This is a genomic window from Spirilliplanes yamanashiensis (genome assembly GCF_016863475.1).
GTDB lineage: Bacteria > Actinomycetota > Actinomycetes > Mycobacteriales > Micromonosporaceae > Spirilliplanes > Spirilliplanes yamanashiensis.
Genome location: NZ_BOOY01000022.1, coordinates 69,277 through 85,044, shown reverse-complemented (window position 1 = coordinate 85,044; position 15,768 = coordinate 69,277). Strand labels below are relative to the sequence as shown.

At 70.6% G+C, this 15,768-nt stretch carries 13 protein-coding genes; all 13 read right to left on the bottom strand.

Going from position 1 to position 15,768, the window contains the following annotated elements:
- Positions 1–62: 62 nt before the first annotated feature.
- From nuoN to Sya03_RS14940, 13 genes are read right to left on the bottom strand one after another with little or no spacing between them, the layout of a single operon-like run.
- The gene (gene nuoN / locus Sya03_RS15000; RefSeq protein ID WP_203938904.1) at positions 63–1,595 is read right to left on the bottom strand and encodes an NADH-quinone oxidoreductase subunit NuoN; all 1,533 of its coding nucleotides are present in this window, start codon (positions 1,593–1,595) and stop codon (positions 63–65) included.
- Positions 1,596–1,626: 31 nt separating this feature from the next.
- Positions 1,627–3,168, bottom strand: a complete 1,542-nt coding sequence (locus Sya03_RS14995; protein ID WP_203938903.1) for an NADH-quinone oxidoreductase subunit M — start codon at positions 3,166–3,168, stop codon at positions 1,627–1,629.
- Entirely contained in the window at positions 3,165–5,090 is a 1,926-nt protein-coding gene (nuoL, locus tag Sya03_RS14990) for an NADH-quinone oxidoreductase subunit L (protein ID WP_203938902.1), read from the bottom strand. The genes Sya03_RS14995 and nuoL overlap by 4 nt, the downstream gene beginning before the upstream one ends.
- A gap of 13 nt (positions 5,091–5,103) precedes the next feature.
- Entirely contained in the window at positions 5,104–5,403 is a 300-nt protein-coding gene (gene nuoK, locus Sya03_RS14985; RefSeq protein ID WP_203938901.1) for an NADH-quinone oxidoreductase subunit NuoK, read from the bottom strand.
- Positions 5,400–6,173, bottom strand: a complete 774-nt coding sequence (locus tag Sya03_RS14980) for an NADH-quinone oxidoreductase subunit J (RefSeq protein ID WP_203938900.1) — start codon at positions 6,171–6,173, stop codon at positions 5,400–5,402. The genes nuoK and Sya03_RS14980 overlap by 4 nt, the downstream gene beginning before the upstream one ends.
- Entirely contained in the window at positions 6,170–6,838 is a 669-nt protein-coding gene (gene nuoI / locus Sya03_RS14975; RefSeq protein ID WP_203938899.1) for an NADH-quinone oxidoreductase subunit NuoI, read from the bottom strand. Before nuoI ends, Sya03_RS14980 begins: the two co-directional genes overlap by 4 nt.
- Before the next feature lies 1 nt (position 6,839).
- Positions 6,840–8,204 (bottom strand): NADH-quinone oxidoreductase subunit NuoH, encoded by a 1,365-nt coding sequence (gene nuoH / locus Sya03_RS14970; protein WP_203938898.1) that lies wholly within the window; start codon positions 8,202–8,204, stop codon positions 6,840–6,842.
- Entirely contained in the window at positions 8,204–10,672 is a 2,469-nt protein-coding gene (locus Sya03_RS14965) for an NADH-quinone oxidoreductase subunit G (protein ID WP_203938897.1), read from the bottom strand. Before Sya03_RS14965 ends, nuoH begins: the two co-directional genes overlap by 1 nt.
- Entirely contained in the window at positions 10,672–11,988 is a 1,317-nt protein-coding gene (gene nuoF / locus Sya03_RS14960) for an NADH-quinone oxidoreductase subunit NuoF (protein ID WP_203938896.1), read from the bottom strand. The genes Sya03_RS14965 and nuoF overlap by 1 nt, the downstream gene beginning before the upstream one ends.
- Positions 11,985–13,052, bottom strand: a complete 1,068-nt coding sequence (gene nuoE, locus Sya03_RS14955; RefSeq protein ID WP_203938895.1) for an NADH-quinone oxidoreductase subunit NuoE — start codon at positions 13,050–13,052, stop codon at positions 11,985–11,987. Before nuoE ends, nuoF begins: the two co-directional genes overlap by 4 nt.
- The gene (locus Sya03_RS14950) at positions 13,049–14,374 is read right to left on the bottom strand and encodes an NADH-quinone oxidoreductase subunit D (protein ID WP_203938894.1); all 1,326 of its coding nucleotides are present in this window, start codon (positions 14,372–14,374) and stop codon (positions 13,049–13,051) included. Before Sya03_RS14950 ends, nuoE begins: the two co-directional genes overlap by 4 nt.
- Positions 14,371–15,096: an NADH-quinone oxidoreductase subunit C gene (locus Sya03_RS14945; RefSeq protein ID WP_203938893.1), complete on the bottom strand. Its 726-nt coding sequence runs from the start codon at positions 15,094–15,096 to the stop codon at positions 14,371–14,373. Before Sya03_RS14945 ends, Sya03_RS14950 begins: the two co-directional genes overlap by 4 nt.
- Positions 15,096–15,764 carry a NuoB/complex I 20 kDa subunit family protein gene (locus Sya03_RS14940; RefSeq protein WP_203938892.1) on the bottom strand — a complete coding sequence of 223 codons (669 nt, stop codon included), beginning with the start codon at positions 15,762–15,764 and terminating at the stop codon, positions 15,096–15,098. The genes Sya03_RS14945 and Sya03_RS14940 overlap by 1 nt, the downstream gene beginning before the upstream one ends.
- Between the last annotated feature and the right edge of the window lie 4 nt (positions 15,765–15,768).

Here is a 15,768-nt window from a genome sequence, read left to right as displayed (position 1 = left end):
TTCACGATGCCACACAGGCCCCGGCCGCAAGGCGGCCGGGGCCCGTGACGAACCTGCCTTTTCTACCGGACGAACAGCGATGCGTCGTTCGTGAGGTCCAGCAGCGGCGACGGGACGACGCCCAGGGCGAGCGTGGCCAGCACGCCGATGAACACCGCGGCGGAGGTCATCCAGCCGGGCACGGACACCGTCGGCGTCGTCTCGGCCGGCTCGGACAGCCACATCATCACGATGACCCGCAGGTACGGGAACGCGATGATCATGCTGGTGACCACGCCGGCGACGACGAGCCAGGACTGCCCGCCGTCGATCGCCGCCCCGAAGACCACGAACTTGCTGATGAAGCCGCTGGTCAGCGGGATGCCGGCGAAGGCCAGCATGAGGAACGTGAAGATCGCGGCGAGCAGCGGCGAACGGCGGCCCAGCCCGGCCCAGCGGGACAGGTGGGTGGCCTCGCCGTCGGCGTCGCGCACGAGCGACACGACACCGAACGCAGCCAGCACCGTGAAGCCGTACGCGACCAGGTAGAACAGCGTGCTGGACACGCCCTCGCGGTTCTGCGCGACGACGCCGACGAGCAGGTAGCCCGCGTTGGCGATCGACGAGTAGGCCAGCAGGCGCTTGATGTCCTGCTGGGTCACCGCGAGGACCGACCCGACGATCATCGTCAGCACGGCGATGGTGCCGATGACCGGCTGGTAGTCCCACTGCACGCCCTCGAACGCCACGTACAGCACCCGCAGCAGGGCGCCGAAGCCGGCGACCTTCGTGCAGGCCGCCATGAACGCGGTGACCGGCGTCGGCGCGCCCTGGTAGACGTCCGGGGTCCACACGTGGAACGGCGCCGCCGCGACCTTGAACAGCAGGCCGATGGCGAGCAGCGCGAGGCCCGCGTAGAGCAGGATGTCGCTGTTCTGCGAGGCGGCGACCGCCTCGTTGATCTGCTGCAGGTTGACGCCGCCCGCGTAGCCGTACAGCAGGGCGACCCCGAACAGGAAGAACGCCGACGCGTACGAGCCGAGCAGGAAGTACTTGAGCGCGGCCTCCTGGCTCAGCAGGCGCTTGCGGCGGGCCAGCGCGCACAGCAGGTACAGCGGCAGCGACAGCACCTCCAGCGCGATGAACATCGTCAGCAGGTCGTTCGCGGCGACGAACAGCAGCATGCCGGACAGCGCGAACACGGCCAGCGGGTAGATCTCCGTGTTGCCGGGCGCGCCCTGGGCCTGCCGGTTGTCCTTCTCGGAGCCGACGGTGAGGGCGGCCTGGGCGACGAACGGGCCGCCGGCCTCCAGCGAGCGCTCGCCGATCAGCAGCAGCGACACGATGCCGAGCAGCAGGATCGCGCCCTGCAGGAACAGGCTGGGCCCGTCGATGGCGACCGCGTCGCCGATGGTGACGACCCGGGTGTTGCGCTCCAGCACCACCATGACCAGCGCCGCCACGCTGCCGCCGATCGCGAGGACCAGCTGGACGGGGTGCCGGGCCCGCCGCGGGGCGAACGCCTCGACGAGCACGCCGAGGCAGGCCACGCCGAAGAGGATGAGGATCGGGGACAGTGCCGCGTAGTCGATGGGCGGCAGGTTCAGGTCTTCCACGGCTACGCCGCCACCTCTCCGTAGATTCGCGTCATCGGGACGCCTCCGTCACGCCGCCGCCGGTCGGGGCCGGGTCCTGCTTGCCCATGTCCTGCTGCATGGTCGCCTCGACGGCCGGGTTGATCACGTCCGTGACGGGCTTCGGGTAGAAGCCGAGCACGATCAGCAGCGCGATCAGCGGGGCGACGACGACCTTCTCGCGCAGGGTGATGTCCTTGCGCATCGGTTCGATGTCGGCCAGCGCCGGGTTGAGCGTGCCCTGCGTGGTGCGCTGCACCATCCACAGCACGTACGCGGCGGCCAGGATGATGCCGAGGGTGGCGATCACCGCGACCGTCTTGTTGACCGTGAAGACGCCGATCAGCACCAGGAACTCGCTGACGAACGGCGCCGTGCCGGGCAGGGCGAGCGACGCCAGACCGGCGAAGAACAGCACGCCCGCCAGCACCGGCACCAGCTTGCCGGCGCCGCCGAAGTCGCTGACCAGGGCCGAGCCGCGCCGGGCCACGAACATGCCGACGACCAGGAACAGCAGGCCGGTGGCGAGGCCGTGGTTGAGCATGTACAGCACCGCGCCCGTGCCGGCCTGGGTGGTGAAGGCGAAGATGCCGATGCCGATGAAGCCGAAGTGGGCGATCGACGTGTACGACACCAGGCGCTTGAGGTCGTTCTGGCCGACCGCCAGCAGCGCCGCGTAGATGATGCCGATGAGCGCCAGCGCGATCGCCCACGGGGCGAACCACTGCGACGCCTCGGGGAACAGCGGCAGGCAGTAGCGCAGGATGCCGAACGTGCCGACCTTGTCGAGCACGCCGACGAGCAGCGCGGCCGCGCCCGCCGGGGCGGCGCCACCGGCGTCGGGCAGCCAGGTGTGGAACGGGAAGAACGGCGCCTTGATGGCGAACGCGATGAAGAAGCCGAGGAACAGCCAGCGCTCGGTGCCCGTCTGGATGTCGATCTGGGTCAGCGCCACCCAGTCGAAGGTCTTGCCGCCGACCACCCACAGGCCGATGACGGCGGCCAGCATGAACAGGCCGCCGACCAGCGAGTAGAGGAAGAACTTCACCGCGGCGTACTGGCGCTTGGCGGTGCCGTACGAGCCGATGATGAAGTACATCGGCACGAGCATGACCTCGAAGAACACGTAGAACAGGAACACGTCCGCCGCGGCGAACACGCCGAACATGCACGCCTCGAGCGACAGCAGCAGCGCGAAGTACACCGGCACCGACCGCCGGGACTGCTCGGCGTCGTGCCAGCTGGCCAGGATCACCAGCGGCACGAGGACCGCGATGAGCATCAGCATGACCAGCGCGATGCCGTCGGCCGCGAACGTGAAGTTCACGCCCAGGCCGGGGATCCAGGGGTACGACTCGCGGAACTGGAACCGCTGCGCGTCGCCGCCGACCTGGAACGCCACCCACATGAACACGCTGAGCACCAGCATGACCAGGGAGACGGCCAGCGCCACGATCTTCGCGAGGTTGCCCTTCGCCTTCGGGATGCAGGCGACCACGGCGGCGCCGACGAGCGGCCCCAGCGTGAGGATCGAGAGGAACGGGAAGTTGTTCACGCCAGCCATCCCAGTTGGATCGCGAGGAACGCCGCCACGACGAGCAGCGCGCCGGTGAGCATGGACGTCGCGTACGAGCGGACGAACCCGGTCTGCAGCCGCCGGAGCCGGCCGGAGCCGCCGCCCACCGCCGCCGCGAGCCCGTTGACCGCGCCGTCGATGCCGCGGTTGTCGAGGTAGACCAGGGCGCGGGTGAGGAAGATGCCCGGCTTCTCGAAGATCGCCTCGTTGACGGTGTCCGAGTAGAGGTTGCGGCGGGCCGCGGTGACGACCACGCCCGCGGGCTGCTCCTGCTTGGCGGTGCCGTTGCGGAACAGCAGGTACGCCAGCCCGGCGCCCGCCACGGTCAGCAGCAGCGACAGCGCGGTGAGCACCCCGTGCGACAGGACGGCCTCGTGCGGCTCCTCCTGCGCGCCGAGCCCGCCGGTCGCCTCCAGCCAGTCCGGCACCGAGGTCGACAGCAGGAAGCCGGCGCCGACGGAGCCGATCGCCAGCAGGATCAGCGGGATGGTCATGATCGCCGGCGACTCGTGCGGGTGCTCGATGTCCTCGGTCCACCGCTTGGGGCCGTGGAAGGTGAGGATGAACAGCCGCGTCATGTAGAAGGCGGTCAGGCCCGCGCCGAGCAGGGCGGCCATGCCGAACAGCCAGGCCGTCCAGCCCTCCCGCTCGAACGCCGCGACGATGATCGGCTCCTTGGAGAAGAAGCCGGAGAACGGGAACATGCCGATGATCGCCAGCCAGCCCATCATGAAGGTCAGCCAGGTGATCTTCATGTACTTGGACAGGCCGCCGAAGCGCCGGATGTCCACCTGATCCTTCATGCCGTGCATGACGGAGCCGGCGCCGAGGAACATGTTGGCCTTGAAGAAGCCGTGCGCCAGCAGGTGCACGATCGCCAGCGCGTACGCGGCGCCGCCGAGCCCGACGCCGAGGAACATGTAGCCGATCTGGCTGACGGTCGACCAGGCCAGGACCCGCTTGATGTCGTCCTTCGCCGCGCCGATGATGCAGCCCATCAGCAGGGTGAGCGCGCCGACGCTGACGACCACCGTCTGCAGCGTGTGGTTCGCGCTGAAGATCGGGTTGGAGCGGGCGATCAGGTAGACGCCGGCGGTGACCATCGTCGCGGCGTGGATGAGCGCCGACACCGGGGTCGGGCCCTCCATGGCGTCGGGGAGCCACGCCTGCAGCGGGAACTGGCCGGACTTGCCGGCGGCGCCGAGCAGCAGCAGCAGGCCCAGCACGAGGATCGTGCCCGCGGCCAGGCCGGAGACGCCGTTGAAGACGTCCACGTACTGGGTGGTGCCGAGCGTGGCGAACATGATGAAGATGCCGATGGCCAGGCCGGCGTCGCCGACCCGGTTCATCAGGAACGCCTTCTTGCCCGCGGTGGCCGCCGACGGCTTCGTGTACCAGAACGAGATCAGCAGGTACGACGCCAGGCCGACGCCCTCCCAGCCGAAGTAGAGCATCACGTAGTTGTTGCCGAGCACCAGCAGCAGCATGGCGGCGACGAAGAGGTTGAAGTAGGCGAAGAACTTCCGCCGCCCCTCGTCGTGGGACATGTAGCCCACCGCGTACAGGTGGATCAGCGACCCGACGCCCGTGATGAGCAGGACGAACACGCCGGACAGCGGGTCGAACAGCAGGCCGAAGTCGACCTGGAAGCGCCCGACGGCGATGAAGTCCCACAGGCTCAGCTCGACCGACTTGTTCTCCATCCCGGCGAGCGAGATGAAGTAGCTGAGGCCCAGCACGAACGCGGACCCGACGGCGAGGACGCCCAGCCAGTGGCCCCATTTGTCGGCCCGGCGACCGAGCAGCAGCAGGACGGCGGCGCTCGCCAGCGGGATCGCCACCAACAGCCACACACTGCTCAAAAGCCCTGTGGCCTGCACGTACTCCACAGTCTCTTCCACGTGAAGGCCCCTGTCAGTACTTGAGGAGGTTGGAGTCGTCGACGCTGGCGGACCGCCGGGCCCGGAAGATCGACATGATGATGGCGAGGCCGATCACGACCTCGGCGGCTGCCACCACCATCACGAAGAAGGCCATGATCTGGCCGTCCAGCGTGCCGGTGATGCGGCTGAACGCGACGAGCGTCAGGTTCGCGGCGTTGAGCATCAGCTCGATGCACATGAACAGCACGATCGCGTTGCGCCGGACGAGCACGCCCACCGCGCCGATCGTGAACAGGATCGCCGCGAGGACGAGGTAGTAGTCGGGAGTCACTTCTCGGTTCCCTTCGGGGCGGCCTCAGGCGCCGTGAGCTCCCGCTGCGGCAGGATCTTCGAGATGCTGCGCTCGCTCTGGCTGCCGTCGGGCAGGCGCGCCGGGACGGCGACCGACATCGTGTTCGCGTAGACGCCCGGGCCGGCCTTCGGGGCCGGGTACGAGCCGGGCGCGAACCGCTGCCGCATCCGCTCGACCTGGTCCGAGCGGTCCTCCTTGCCGCGCTCGACGTGCGCCAGGACCATCGCGCCGACGGCGGCGGTGATCAGCAGCGCCGAGGTGATCTCGAAGGCCAGCACGTACCGGGAGAACAGCAGGCCGGCGATGGCCTGCACGTTGCCCGGGGCGTTCGCCTCGGTCAGCCCGACCGCGGTGGTGCCGTCCAGCGCCCGGCCGAGGCCGGTGGCGACCAGGCCGGCGAAGCCCAGGCCCAGCAGCACCGCGACGACGCGCTGGCCGCGCAGCGTCTCGATGAGCGAGTCGGAGGCGTCGCGGCCGACGAGCATGAGCACGAACAGGAAGAGCATCATGATCGCGCCGGTGTAGACGATGATCTGCACCGCGCCGAGGAACGGCGCCGCGTTGATCACGTAGAAGAAGCCCAGGCACAGCATCGTGACGACCAGCCACAGCGCGGAGTGCACCGCGTTGCGCGCCAGCACCATGCCGAGCGCCCCGACGACCGCGAGGGCCCCGAGGATCCAGAACGCCCACGCCTCGCCGGCGGACACCCGGCCCGCGGCCTCGGCGGCCAGAACGGTGGCGGTCATCGCTTCTCCTTCACCAGGCCGGAGCTGGCCGCCTCGGCGCGCGCGCCGTCACGCCGGGCAGTGCCCGCCGTCTCGGCCCGGCCGTCCGCGTCGGTCGGCATGGCGTCGCGCGTGCCCGACTCCGACCACGGCGCGCGCTCGGCGCCCGCCGACGTGCCCGGGTTGGTGAGCGCGCCGATGTAGTAGTCCTTGTCGGTCTCGCCGAGGCGCATCGGGTGCGGCGGCTGCTCCATGCCCGGCAGCAGCGGCGCGAGCAGCTGCTCCTTCGTGAAGATCAGGTCCTGCCGGGAGTCGCGGGCCAGCTCGTACTCGTTGCTCATGGTGAGCGAACGGGTCGGGCAGGCCTCGATGCACAGACCGCAGAAGATGCACCGGGCGTAGTTGATCTGGTAGATGCCGGCGTACCGCTCGCCCGGCGAGAACCGCTGCTCGTCGGTGTTGTCGGCGCCCTGCACGTAGATCGCGTCCGCCGGGCAGGCCCAGGCGCACAGCTCGCAGCCGATGCACTTCTCCAGGCCGTCCGGGTGCCGGTTGAGGATGTGCCGGCCGTGGTAGCGCGGCGCCGGCGACGGCGGCGTGAACGGGTAGTCGGTCGTGATGACCTTGCGGAACATGTGCGCGAAGGTCACGCCGAAGCCCTTGAAGGAGCCGGTGAACGTACCCACGTCACACCTCCTTGTCTGCGGGCTCGTCGCCGCGGGAGTCGCCGCCGACCGTGGCGGGCGCGCGTTCCGCGACCGCGCGCCGCGCCCGTGGGCTCGGCGGCACCTGGAGGTCGAGCGGTGGGACGGGGAAGCTGCCCTGGGGGCGGGCCTGGATCTGTTCCTCGACGCTGAGCTGCGGCGCCTTCTTGGCCGACGGCCAGAGCAGCGCGATGAGCAGCACCACCGTGGCGATACCCACGATCAGGATGATCCGGGTGCCGCGCGACGCCTCGTCGTTGATGACGCGGACGCCGGCCAGGAAGAGGATCCACACCAGGTTGACCGGGATGAGGACCTTCCAGCCGAAGCGCATGAACTGGTCGTAGCGCAGCCGGGGCAGGGTGGCCCGCAGCCAGATGAAGCCGAACAGCAGGATCAGGACCTTGACCAGCCACCACATCAGCGGCCAGTAGCCGGAGTTCGCGCCCGCCCAGATCGTCGTGATCGGGGCCGGGGCCCGCCAGCCGCCGAGGAACAGCGTCGTGCAGATCGCCGACACGGTGATCATGTTGATGTACTCGGCGAGGAAGAACAGCGCGAACTTGAACGACGAGTACTCCGTGTGGAAGCCGCCGACCAGCTCGGACTCCGCCTCGGGCAGGTCGAACGGGGCGCGGTTCGTCTCGCCGACCGCCGAGATGCAGTAGATGACGAAGCTGGGCAGCAGCAGCACCGCGTACCAGCTCGGCGCCGTCACCTCCATGCCGAAGATCTCCTGCGGGTCGCCGCCGGCCTGGGCCTTGACGATCTCCGAGGTCGACATGCTGCCCGCCGTCATGAACACGGCCACGAACGACAGGCCCATCGCGACCTCGTACGAGATCATCTGGGCGCTGGAGCGCAGGCCGCCGAGCAGCGGGTACGTCGACCCGGACGCCCAGCCCGCCAGCACGATGCCGTAGATGCCGATCGAGGCGCAGGCCAGCACGATCAGCACCGAGACCGGCACGTCGGTGAGCTGCAGCGCCGTCCGCTGGCCGAACATCGTGACCACCGGGCCGAACGGGATCACCGCGAACGCCGTGAAGGCGCACATCGCCGAGATGACCGGGGCGATGAAGTAGACGACCTTGTCGGCCGTCTTCGGGATGATCTCCTCCTTGAACGGCAGCTTGACGCCGTCCGTGAGGCTCTGCAGCCAGCCCTTCGGGCCGACCTGGTTCGGGCCCGGCCGCACCGCCATCCGGGCGACGACCTTGCGCTCGTAGTTGATCGTGAACAGCGTCAGCAGCAGCAGCACGACGAACACGCCGAGCAGCTTGATCAGGACGATCCACCAGACGTCGTTCTCGAAGGTCTGGAGAGTCGGGTCCTCAGCCAGGATCATCACCGGGCACCTCCGAGGAGCGGGCCGGGCGCGCCGGCGCTCAGCTTCACCACGGCACCGCCGGAGACGCCGAGCGTGCGGCGCACCGTGGAACCGGGCGAGTTGGTGGGCAGCCAGACCACGCCCGCGGGCAGGTCGGTCAGGGCCGCGGGCAGCGTGATCGCGCCGCGGCCGGTCGACACCGTGACCAGGTCGCCGTCGACGACGCCCAGGTCCGCGGCGGCGGCCTTGCCGAGCCGGACGACCGGCGGGCGGGCCGTGCCCATCAGCACCTCGTCGCCGTCGAGCGCCGACGCCAGGTCGATGAGCTGCGGCCAGGTGGCCAGGATCGCTTCGCCCGCCTCGGGCCGCACCGGCGCGACCGGCGCGACCGCCGGGGCGGCCGGGCGGCCGGCGGCGGTCGCCGGCATCCGGCCCAGCTCGCGGCGGATGCTGTGCACGTCGCCGGTGCCGAGCGCGACGCCGAGCTGCGCGGCCAGCGCCTCCAGGACCCGGGCGTCGGCCATCGCCGTCGTCTCGAGCACCTGGTCGAAGCTGCGCAGGCGGCCCTCCCAGTTCACGAACGTGCCGGCCTTCTCGACCGGCGGCGCGATCGGGAACACCACGTCCGCGCGCCGGGTGACGGCGCCGCGCCGCAGCTCGATGCTGACCAGGAACGGCACCGCGTCGAGCGCGGCGTCGGCCAGCAGCGGGTCGGCCAGGTCGGACGGGTCCACCCCGGCCACCACCAGGCCGCCGAGCTGCCCGTCGCGCGCCGCGGCCAGGATCTGGTCCGTGTCGCGGCCGGTCGTGGCCGGGATCGCGTCCTCCGCCACGCCCCACGCGCGGGCCAGCTCGGCCCGGGCGGCCGCGTCGGTGACCGGGCGGCCACCGGGCAGCAGGTTCGGCAGGCAGCCGGCGTCGACCGCGCCGCGGTCGCCCGCGCGCCGCGGCACCCACGCCAGGCGCGCGCCGGTGCGCTCGGCCAGCGCCGCGGCGGCCGACAGGCCACCCGGCACGGTCGCCAGCCGCTCGCCGACGAACAGCAGCGCCCCCGGCTGCGACAGCGCCGCGGTCACCTCCGGGTCCTCCGCGAGGATCCGGGCCTCGTCACCGGGCACCGCCGGGATCAGCCGCGCGCCCGTCTTCACGAAGCCGCGCGACAGGTACGGGGCCACGGCCAGCACGTCGAGCCGGTGCTTGCGGTTCGCCTTGCGCATGCGCAGGAAGAGGATCGCCGTCTCCTCCTCGGGCTCCAGCCCCACGACGACGGCGGCCGGCGCGGCCTCCACGTCGAGGAACGTGACGCCCGTGGTGGAGGCGACCTGCGCCGCGAGGAAGTCCTGCTCCTCGGTGGACAGCGGCCGCGCCCGGAAGTCGATGTCGTTGGTGCCCAGCGCCACCCGCGCGAACTTTGCGTACGCGTACGCGTCCTCGACGGTCAGCCGGCCGCCGGTCAGCACGCCGACGCCCTTCGACCGGGCCGCCGCCAGGCCCTCGGCCGCCACGACGAGCGCCTCGCTCCAGGACGCCTCGCGCAGCTCACCCGTGGCCGCGTCCCGCACCATCGGCGTGGTCAGGCGGTCCATCGCGGTGGCGTACTGGAAGCCCCAGCGGCCCTTGTCGCAGTTCCACTCCTCGTTCACCGTCGGGTCCTCGCCGGCGAGCCGGCGCAGCACCTTGTTGCGGCGGTGGTCGACGCGGATCGCGCAGCCGGACGAGCAGCCCTCGCAGACGCTCGGCGCCGACACCAGGTCGAACGGGCGGGCCCGGAACCGGTACTGCTTGCCGGTCAGCGCGCCCACCGGGCAGATCTGGATCGTGTTGCCGGAGAAGTACGAGTTGAACGGGACGTCGCCCTCGCCCTCACCCGCGTGGCCGTCGCCGTAGCCCTCGCCGCCGAAGAAGTCGTCCCGGTAGACGTTGATCTGCTCGCCGGACGAGCGGTCCATCAGGTCGATGAACTTGTCGCCCGCGATCTCCTCCGAGAACCGGGTGCAGCGCTGGCACAGCACGCACCGCTCGCGGTCCAGCAGCACCTGGGTGCTGATGTGGATCGGCTTCTCGTACTCGCGCTTGTGCTCGTGGAACCGCGAGTCCGCCCGGCCGTTGGACATCGCCTGGTTCTGCAGCGGGCACTCGCCGCCCTTGTCACAGGTGGGGCAGTCCAGCGGGTGGTTGATGAGCAGCAGCTCCATCACGCCGTTCTGCGCCTTCTCGGCGACCGGCGAGGTGAGCTGCGTCTTGACGATCATCCCGTCGGCGACCGTCTGGGTGCACGACGCCACCGGCTTGCGCTGGCCCTCGACCTCGACCAGGCACTGCCGGCACGCGCCGGCCGGGGCCAGCAGCGGGTGGTCGCAGAACCGCGGGATCGCGATGCCCATCCGCTCGGCGACCCGGATGACCAGCTCGCCCTTGGCGGCGGTCACCTCCACGCCGTCGATGGTGAGGGTGACCTCGTCGGTCCTCTTCGCCACGTCCGTCATCAGTGCGCTCCTACCAGGGCCTTCTCCGACAGGCGCGGAGCCGTGCGGCCCTCGATGTAGTCGAGGTAGTCCTGCTTGAAGTACTTGAGCGAACTGGTCACCGGGCTGGTCGCGCCGTCGCCCAGGCCGCAGAACGAGCGGCCCAGCACGTTGTCGCAGGTGTCCAGCAGGGTGTCCAGGTCCTCGTGGGTGCCGTGACCGGCCAGGATGCGGCGGTAGACCCGGACCATCCAGTAGTTGCCCTCGCGGCACGGGGTGCACTTGCCGCACGACTCGTGGTGGTAGAACTCCAGCCACCGGTACGTCGCGTACACCGGGCAGTCCTGGTCGGAGAAGATCTGCGTCGCGGTCGTGCCCAGGATGGATCCGGCGGCCGCCACCGACTCGAAGTCCATCGGGGTGTCGATGTGCTCCGCCGCCAGCAGCGGCGTCGACGAGCCGCCCGGCGTCCAGAACTTCAGCTGGTGACCCGGCAGCATGCCGCCCGCCAGCTCGATCAGCTCGCGCAGCGTGATGCCGAGGCCGGCCTCGTACTGGCCCGGGTGCACGACCCGGCCCGACAGCGAGTAGATCATCGGCCCGGACGACTTCTCCGTGCCCATGCTCTTCCACCAGTCGGCGCCGCCCAGCACGATGTACGGCACGCTCGCGATGGTGCCGACGTTGTTGACCACCGTCGGGCTCGCGTACAGGCCGGCGATCGCCGGGAACGGCGGGCGCAGGCGCGGCTGGCCGCGGAAGCCCTCCAGCGAGTCGAGCAGCGCCGTCTCCTCGCCGCAGATGTACGCGCCGGCGCCGGAGTGCACCACCAGGTCCAGGTCGAAGCCCGAGCCCAGGATGTTCTTGCCGAGGTAGCCCTTGGCGTACGCCTCGTCGACGGCGTGCCGCAGCCGCCGGGCCGCGTGCACCGCCTCGCCGCGGATGTAGATGTAGGCGCGGTTGGCCCGGATCGCCCAGGACGCGATGATGCAGCCCTCGATGAGCGAGTGCGGGTCGTGCGTCATCAGGGGCAGGTCCTTGCAGGTGCCCGGCTCACCCTCGTCGGCGTTCACGACCAGGTAGTGCGGCTTGCCGTCGCCCTGCGGGATGAAGCCCCACTTGAGGCCGGTCGGGAAGCCCGCGCCGCCGCGGCCGCGCAGGCCCGAGTCCTTGATGAGCTGGATCAGGTCGTCGGGGTGGACGCCCAGCGCCTTCTTCAGCGCGGCGTAGCCGTCGAGTCGCTCGTAGACGGACATCTTCCAGGCGTCCGGCGACAGCCAGCGCTTGGTGAGGACCGGGGTGAGCTTCTCGAGGACCTCCCGTCGGGGCTGCGTCACTTCTTCTCCTCAGCCTGCTCGAGGTTGCGCTCCTGCGCCCGGCCGCCCTCGTCGCCGACGGGCTTGCCGTCACCGGCGGGCGCGTCCGGCCCGGCGCCGGCCTGCACCGGCGTGCCGGCGGCCGTCGACGCGCCGGTGGCGTCCGGGGCCGGCGTGGAGGCGTCGGGGTTGCGCGCCTCGGCCGCCCGGCTCTCCGGGTCCTTCACGTCGCCGGCGGGGACGTCGCGGCCCGCGTTGCGGTGGGCCACCTTCTCGCCGACCTTGCCGGCGACGTTCGTGGCCGCCGACTTCACCGTGCTCGCGACCTTCTTCGCGGCCGTGGCGACCCTGTGGTCGCCGGGACGCTCGGGGGCCGGCTTGGTGGTCGGGATCGGGGTGTCCGGGTTGAAGCCCGGCACCGCCACCCCGTGCTCCTGGGCCAGCGTCACGCCGCGCAGCGTCGGCGCGCCGGCCGGGCCGTCGGCGACGGCGCCGTCGCGCACGTCCGCGAAGCCGGCGAGCTGCTTCGACATCTCCTTCAGCGTGCACAGCCGCGCGCCGCGGGTCGGCGCCGGGCGCTGGCCCGCCTGCAGGCCCTGCACGACGCCCGCCGCCGACTCCGGCGTCACGTTGTCGTAGAAGTCGTAGTTGACCGTCATGACGGGGCCGTAGTCGCAGGCCGCCAGGCACTCGGCGTGCTCCAGCGTGACGGTGCCGTCCGCCGTCGTCTCCTGGTGGCCGACGCCGAGCAGCTCGGTCAGGGTGTCGTAGACCTCCTGGCCGCCGAGCACGTTGCACATGGTGTTGGTGCACACGCTGACCAGGTAGTCACCGGTCGGGCGGCGCTTGTACATCGTGTAGAAGGTCGCCACCGCGCCGACCTGGGCCTTGTTGATGCCCAGGACCTCGGCGCAGAACGCCACCCCGGCCGGGCTGACGTAGCCCTCGACCGACTGCACCAGGTGCAGCAGCGGCAGAAGCGCGGAACGCTCCCGCCCCTCGGGGTAGCGCGCCAGGATGGCCTGCGCCTCGTCGTGCAGCTCGGCGAGCGGAGCTGCGGCGGGGCTGTACAGCGTGTCGGTCAACGGTCACACCCACCCATCACGGGGTCCAGCGAGGCGCCGCCGGCGATCACGTCGGCCAGCAGCGCACCCTCGGCCATCGCGGGGATGGCCTGCAGGTTCACGAAACTCGGGTCGCGGTAGTGCACGCGGTACGGGTGGGTGCCGCCGTCGGAGACCGCGTGCACCCCCAGCTCGCCGCGCGGGTGCTCGATGCCGACGTAGACCTGGCCGGGCGGCACCCGGAAGCCCTCGGTGACGAGCTTGAAGTGGTGGATCAGCGACTCCATCGACTGACCCATGATCTTCGCGACGTGCTCGAGCGAGTTGCCCATGCCGTCCACGCCGATCGCCAGCTGCGCCGGCCACGCGATCTTCTTGTCCTTGACCATGACGGCGCCGGGGCGCAGCCGGTCGAGGCACTGCTCGACGATCTTCAGCGACTCGCGGATCTCGGCGAGACGGACCAGGTAGCGGCCCCACACGTCGGCGGTCTGCGCCGTCGGCACGTCGAACTCGTACTTCTCGTAGCCCGCGTACGGCATGGTCTTGCGCAGGTCCCACGGCAGGCCGGCGGCGCGCAGCACCGGGCCGGTGATGCCGAGCGACAGGCAGCCCGTCACGTCGAGCACGGCCACGCCCTGGGTGCGCTCCTGCCAGATGACCTGGCCGGACAGCATGGCCTCGTACTCCTTGAGCTTCTTCGGCAGGTAGACGAGGAAGTCGCGGATCTTCGCCAGCGCCGTGTCCGGCACGTCCTGGGCGAGGCCGCCCGGGCGGAAGTAGGCGTGGTTCATCCGCAGGCCGGACGTCTCCTCGAAGATGTCGAGGATGTACTCGCGCTCGCGGAAGCCGTACAGCATCATCGAGATCGCGCCGAGCTCCATGCCGGTGGTCGCCAGCCACACCAGGTGCGACGAGATCCGGTTGAGCTCCATGAACATGACGCGGATGGTCTGCGCCCGCTCCGGGATGTCGTCGGTGATGCCGAGCAGCTTCTCGACCGCGAAGCAGTAGCCCGCCTCGTTGAACAGCGGCGCCAGGTAGTCCATGCGGGTCACGAACGTCGTGCCCTGCACCCAGTTGCGGTACTCGAGGTTCTTCTCGATGCCGGTGTGCAGGTAGCCGATGACCGGGCGGACCTCGGTGACCGTCTCGCCCTCGAGCTCCAGCACCAGCCGCAGCACGCCGTGCGTCGACGGGTGCTGCGGGCCCATGTTGACGACGATCTTCTCGTTGCTCAGCGGGTCGATGCCGCCGGTGACCGTGTCCCAGTCGCCGCCGGTGACCGTGAAGACCTTGCCCTCGGTGGTGTCGCGCTCGGTGGCGTATCCAGAGGTTGTCACTGGTAGACCCTCCGCTTGTCAGGAGGCGGGATTTCGGCGCCCTTGTACTCGACCGCGACGCCGCCCAGCGGGTAGTCCTTCCGCTGCGGGTGGCCCTCCCAGTCGTCGGGCATGAGGATGCGCGTCAGGTTCGGGTGGCCCTCGAAGACCACGCCGAACATGTCGTAGGCCTCCCGCTCCTGCCAGTCGGCGGTCGGGTAGACGCTGGTGACGCTCGGCAGCCGGCCGTCGACCGGCACCGCGGCCTCCAGCCGGACCACCCGGCGGTACGTCATGGACGTCAGGTGGTAGACGACGTGCAGCCGGCGGGTGTCACTGCCCAGGTAGTCGACACCGGACACCGAGGAGCACAGCTCGAAGCGCAGCGCCTCGTCGTCGCGCATGACCTGGCAGACCTCGCGGATCTTCTCCGGCTTGACGTGCAGGGTCAGCTCGCCGCGGTCGACGACGACCTTCTCGATCGCGTCGGCGAAGCCCGGGTAGGCCTCCTCGAGCGCGTCGTGCACCTCGTCGAAGTAGCCGCCGAACGGCCGCGGGGTGTCCTGCGTGCTCGGCCGGCGCCGCACCAGGCCGCCGAAGCCGGAGACGTCGCCGGTGCCCTGCACGCCGAACATGCCGTGCTCGGCGTGGATGGTCGGCGAGACCTCGGCGGGCGAGCCGATGTTCGCCCCGGTCGGGACGGCGTTCAGCTCGCTGCCCGGCTCGTTGGTCGCGTCACTCATCAGGCCCCTCCCCGCAGGTGCGGCTGGCGCTGCATCCAGTCCTCGATGCGCAGCTGCTCCTCGCGGCCCTCCAGCACGGCCTGCTCCCACGCGGCGCGGCGCTTCTTGTCCGCGCGATACGACGAGGGCATGGCGCCCGGCGCGACGATCGGCACGTCGCCGCGGGCCTGGCGGGCCTCGAGCATCTTGCGGCCGGTCGGGCCCAGCGGCTGGGCCATGACCTTCTCGCGCATCTTGAGGATCGCGTCGATCAGCATCTCGGGCCGCGGCGGGCAGCCGGGCAGGTAGATGTCGACCGGCACGATGTGGTCGACGCCCTGCACGATCGCGTAGTTGTTGAACATGCCGCCGGACGACGCGCAGACGCCCATGGAGATGACGGAGCGCGGCTCCGGCATCTGGTCGTAGATCTGCCGGACGACCGGGGCCATCTTCTGGCTCACCCGGCCGGCGACGATCATCAGGTCGGCCTGCCGCGGCGAGGCCCGGAAGACCTCCATGCCCCAGCGGCCGAGGTCGTAGTGCGGTCCACCCGCCGCCATCATCTCGATGGCGCAGCAGGCCAGCCCGAACGTGGCGCCCCAGAACGAGGACTTGCGCGCCCAGTTGGACAGCTTCTCCACCGAGGTGAGCAGGATGCCGCTCGGCAGTTTCTCCTCAAGACCCATGCTG

Bases quoted from the DNA above. Each gene is read 5' to 3' on its own strand.
- Sya03_RS14980 (WP_203938900.1), bottom strand. From the start codon at position 6,173: ATGACCGCCACCGTTCTGGCCGCCGAGGCCGCGGGCCGGGTGTCCGCC.
- nuoH (WP_203938898.1), bottom strand. From the start codon at position 8,204: ATGATCCTGGCTGAGGACCCGACTCTCCAGACCTTCGAGAACGACGTC.
- Sya03_RS14965 (WP_203938897.1), bottom strand. From the start codon at position 10,672: ATGACGGACGTGGCGAAGAGGACCGACGAGGTCACCCTCACCATCGAC.
- Sya03_RS14945 (WP_203938893.1), bottom strand. From the start codon at position 15,096: ATGAGTGACGCGACCAACGAGCCGGGCAGCGAGCTGAACGCCGTCCCG.
- Sya03_RS14940 (WP_203938892.1), bottom strand. From the start codon at position 15,764: ATGGGTCTTGAGGAGAAACTGCCGAGCGGCATCCTGCTCACCTCGGTG.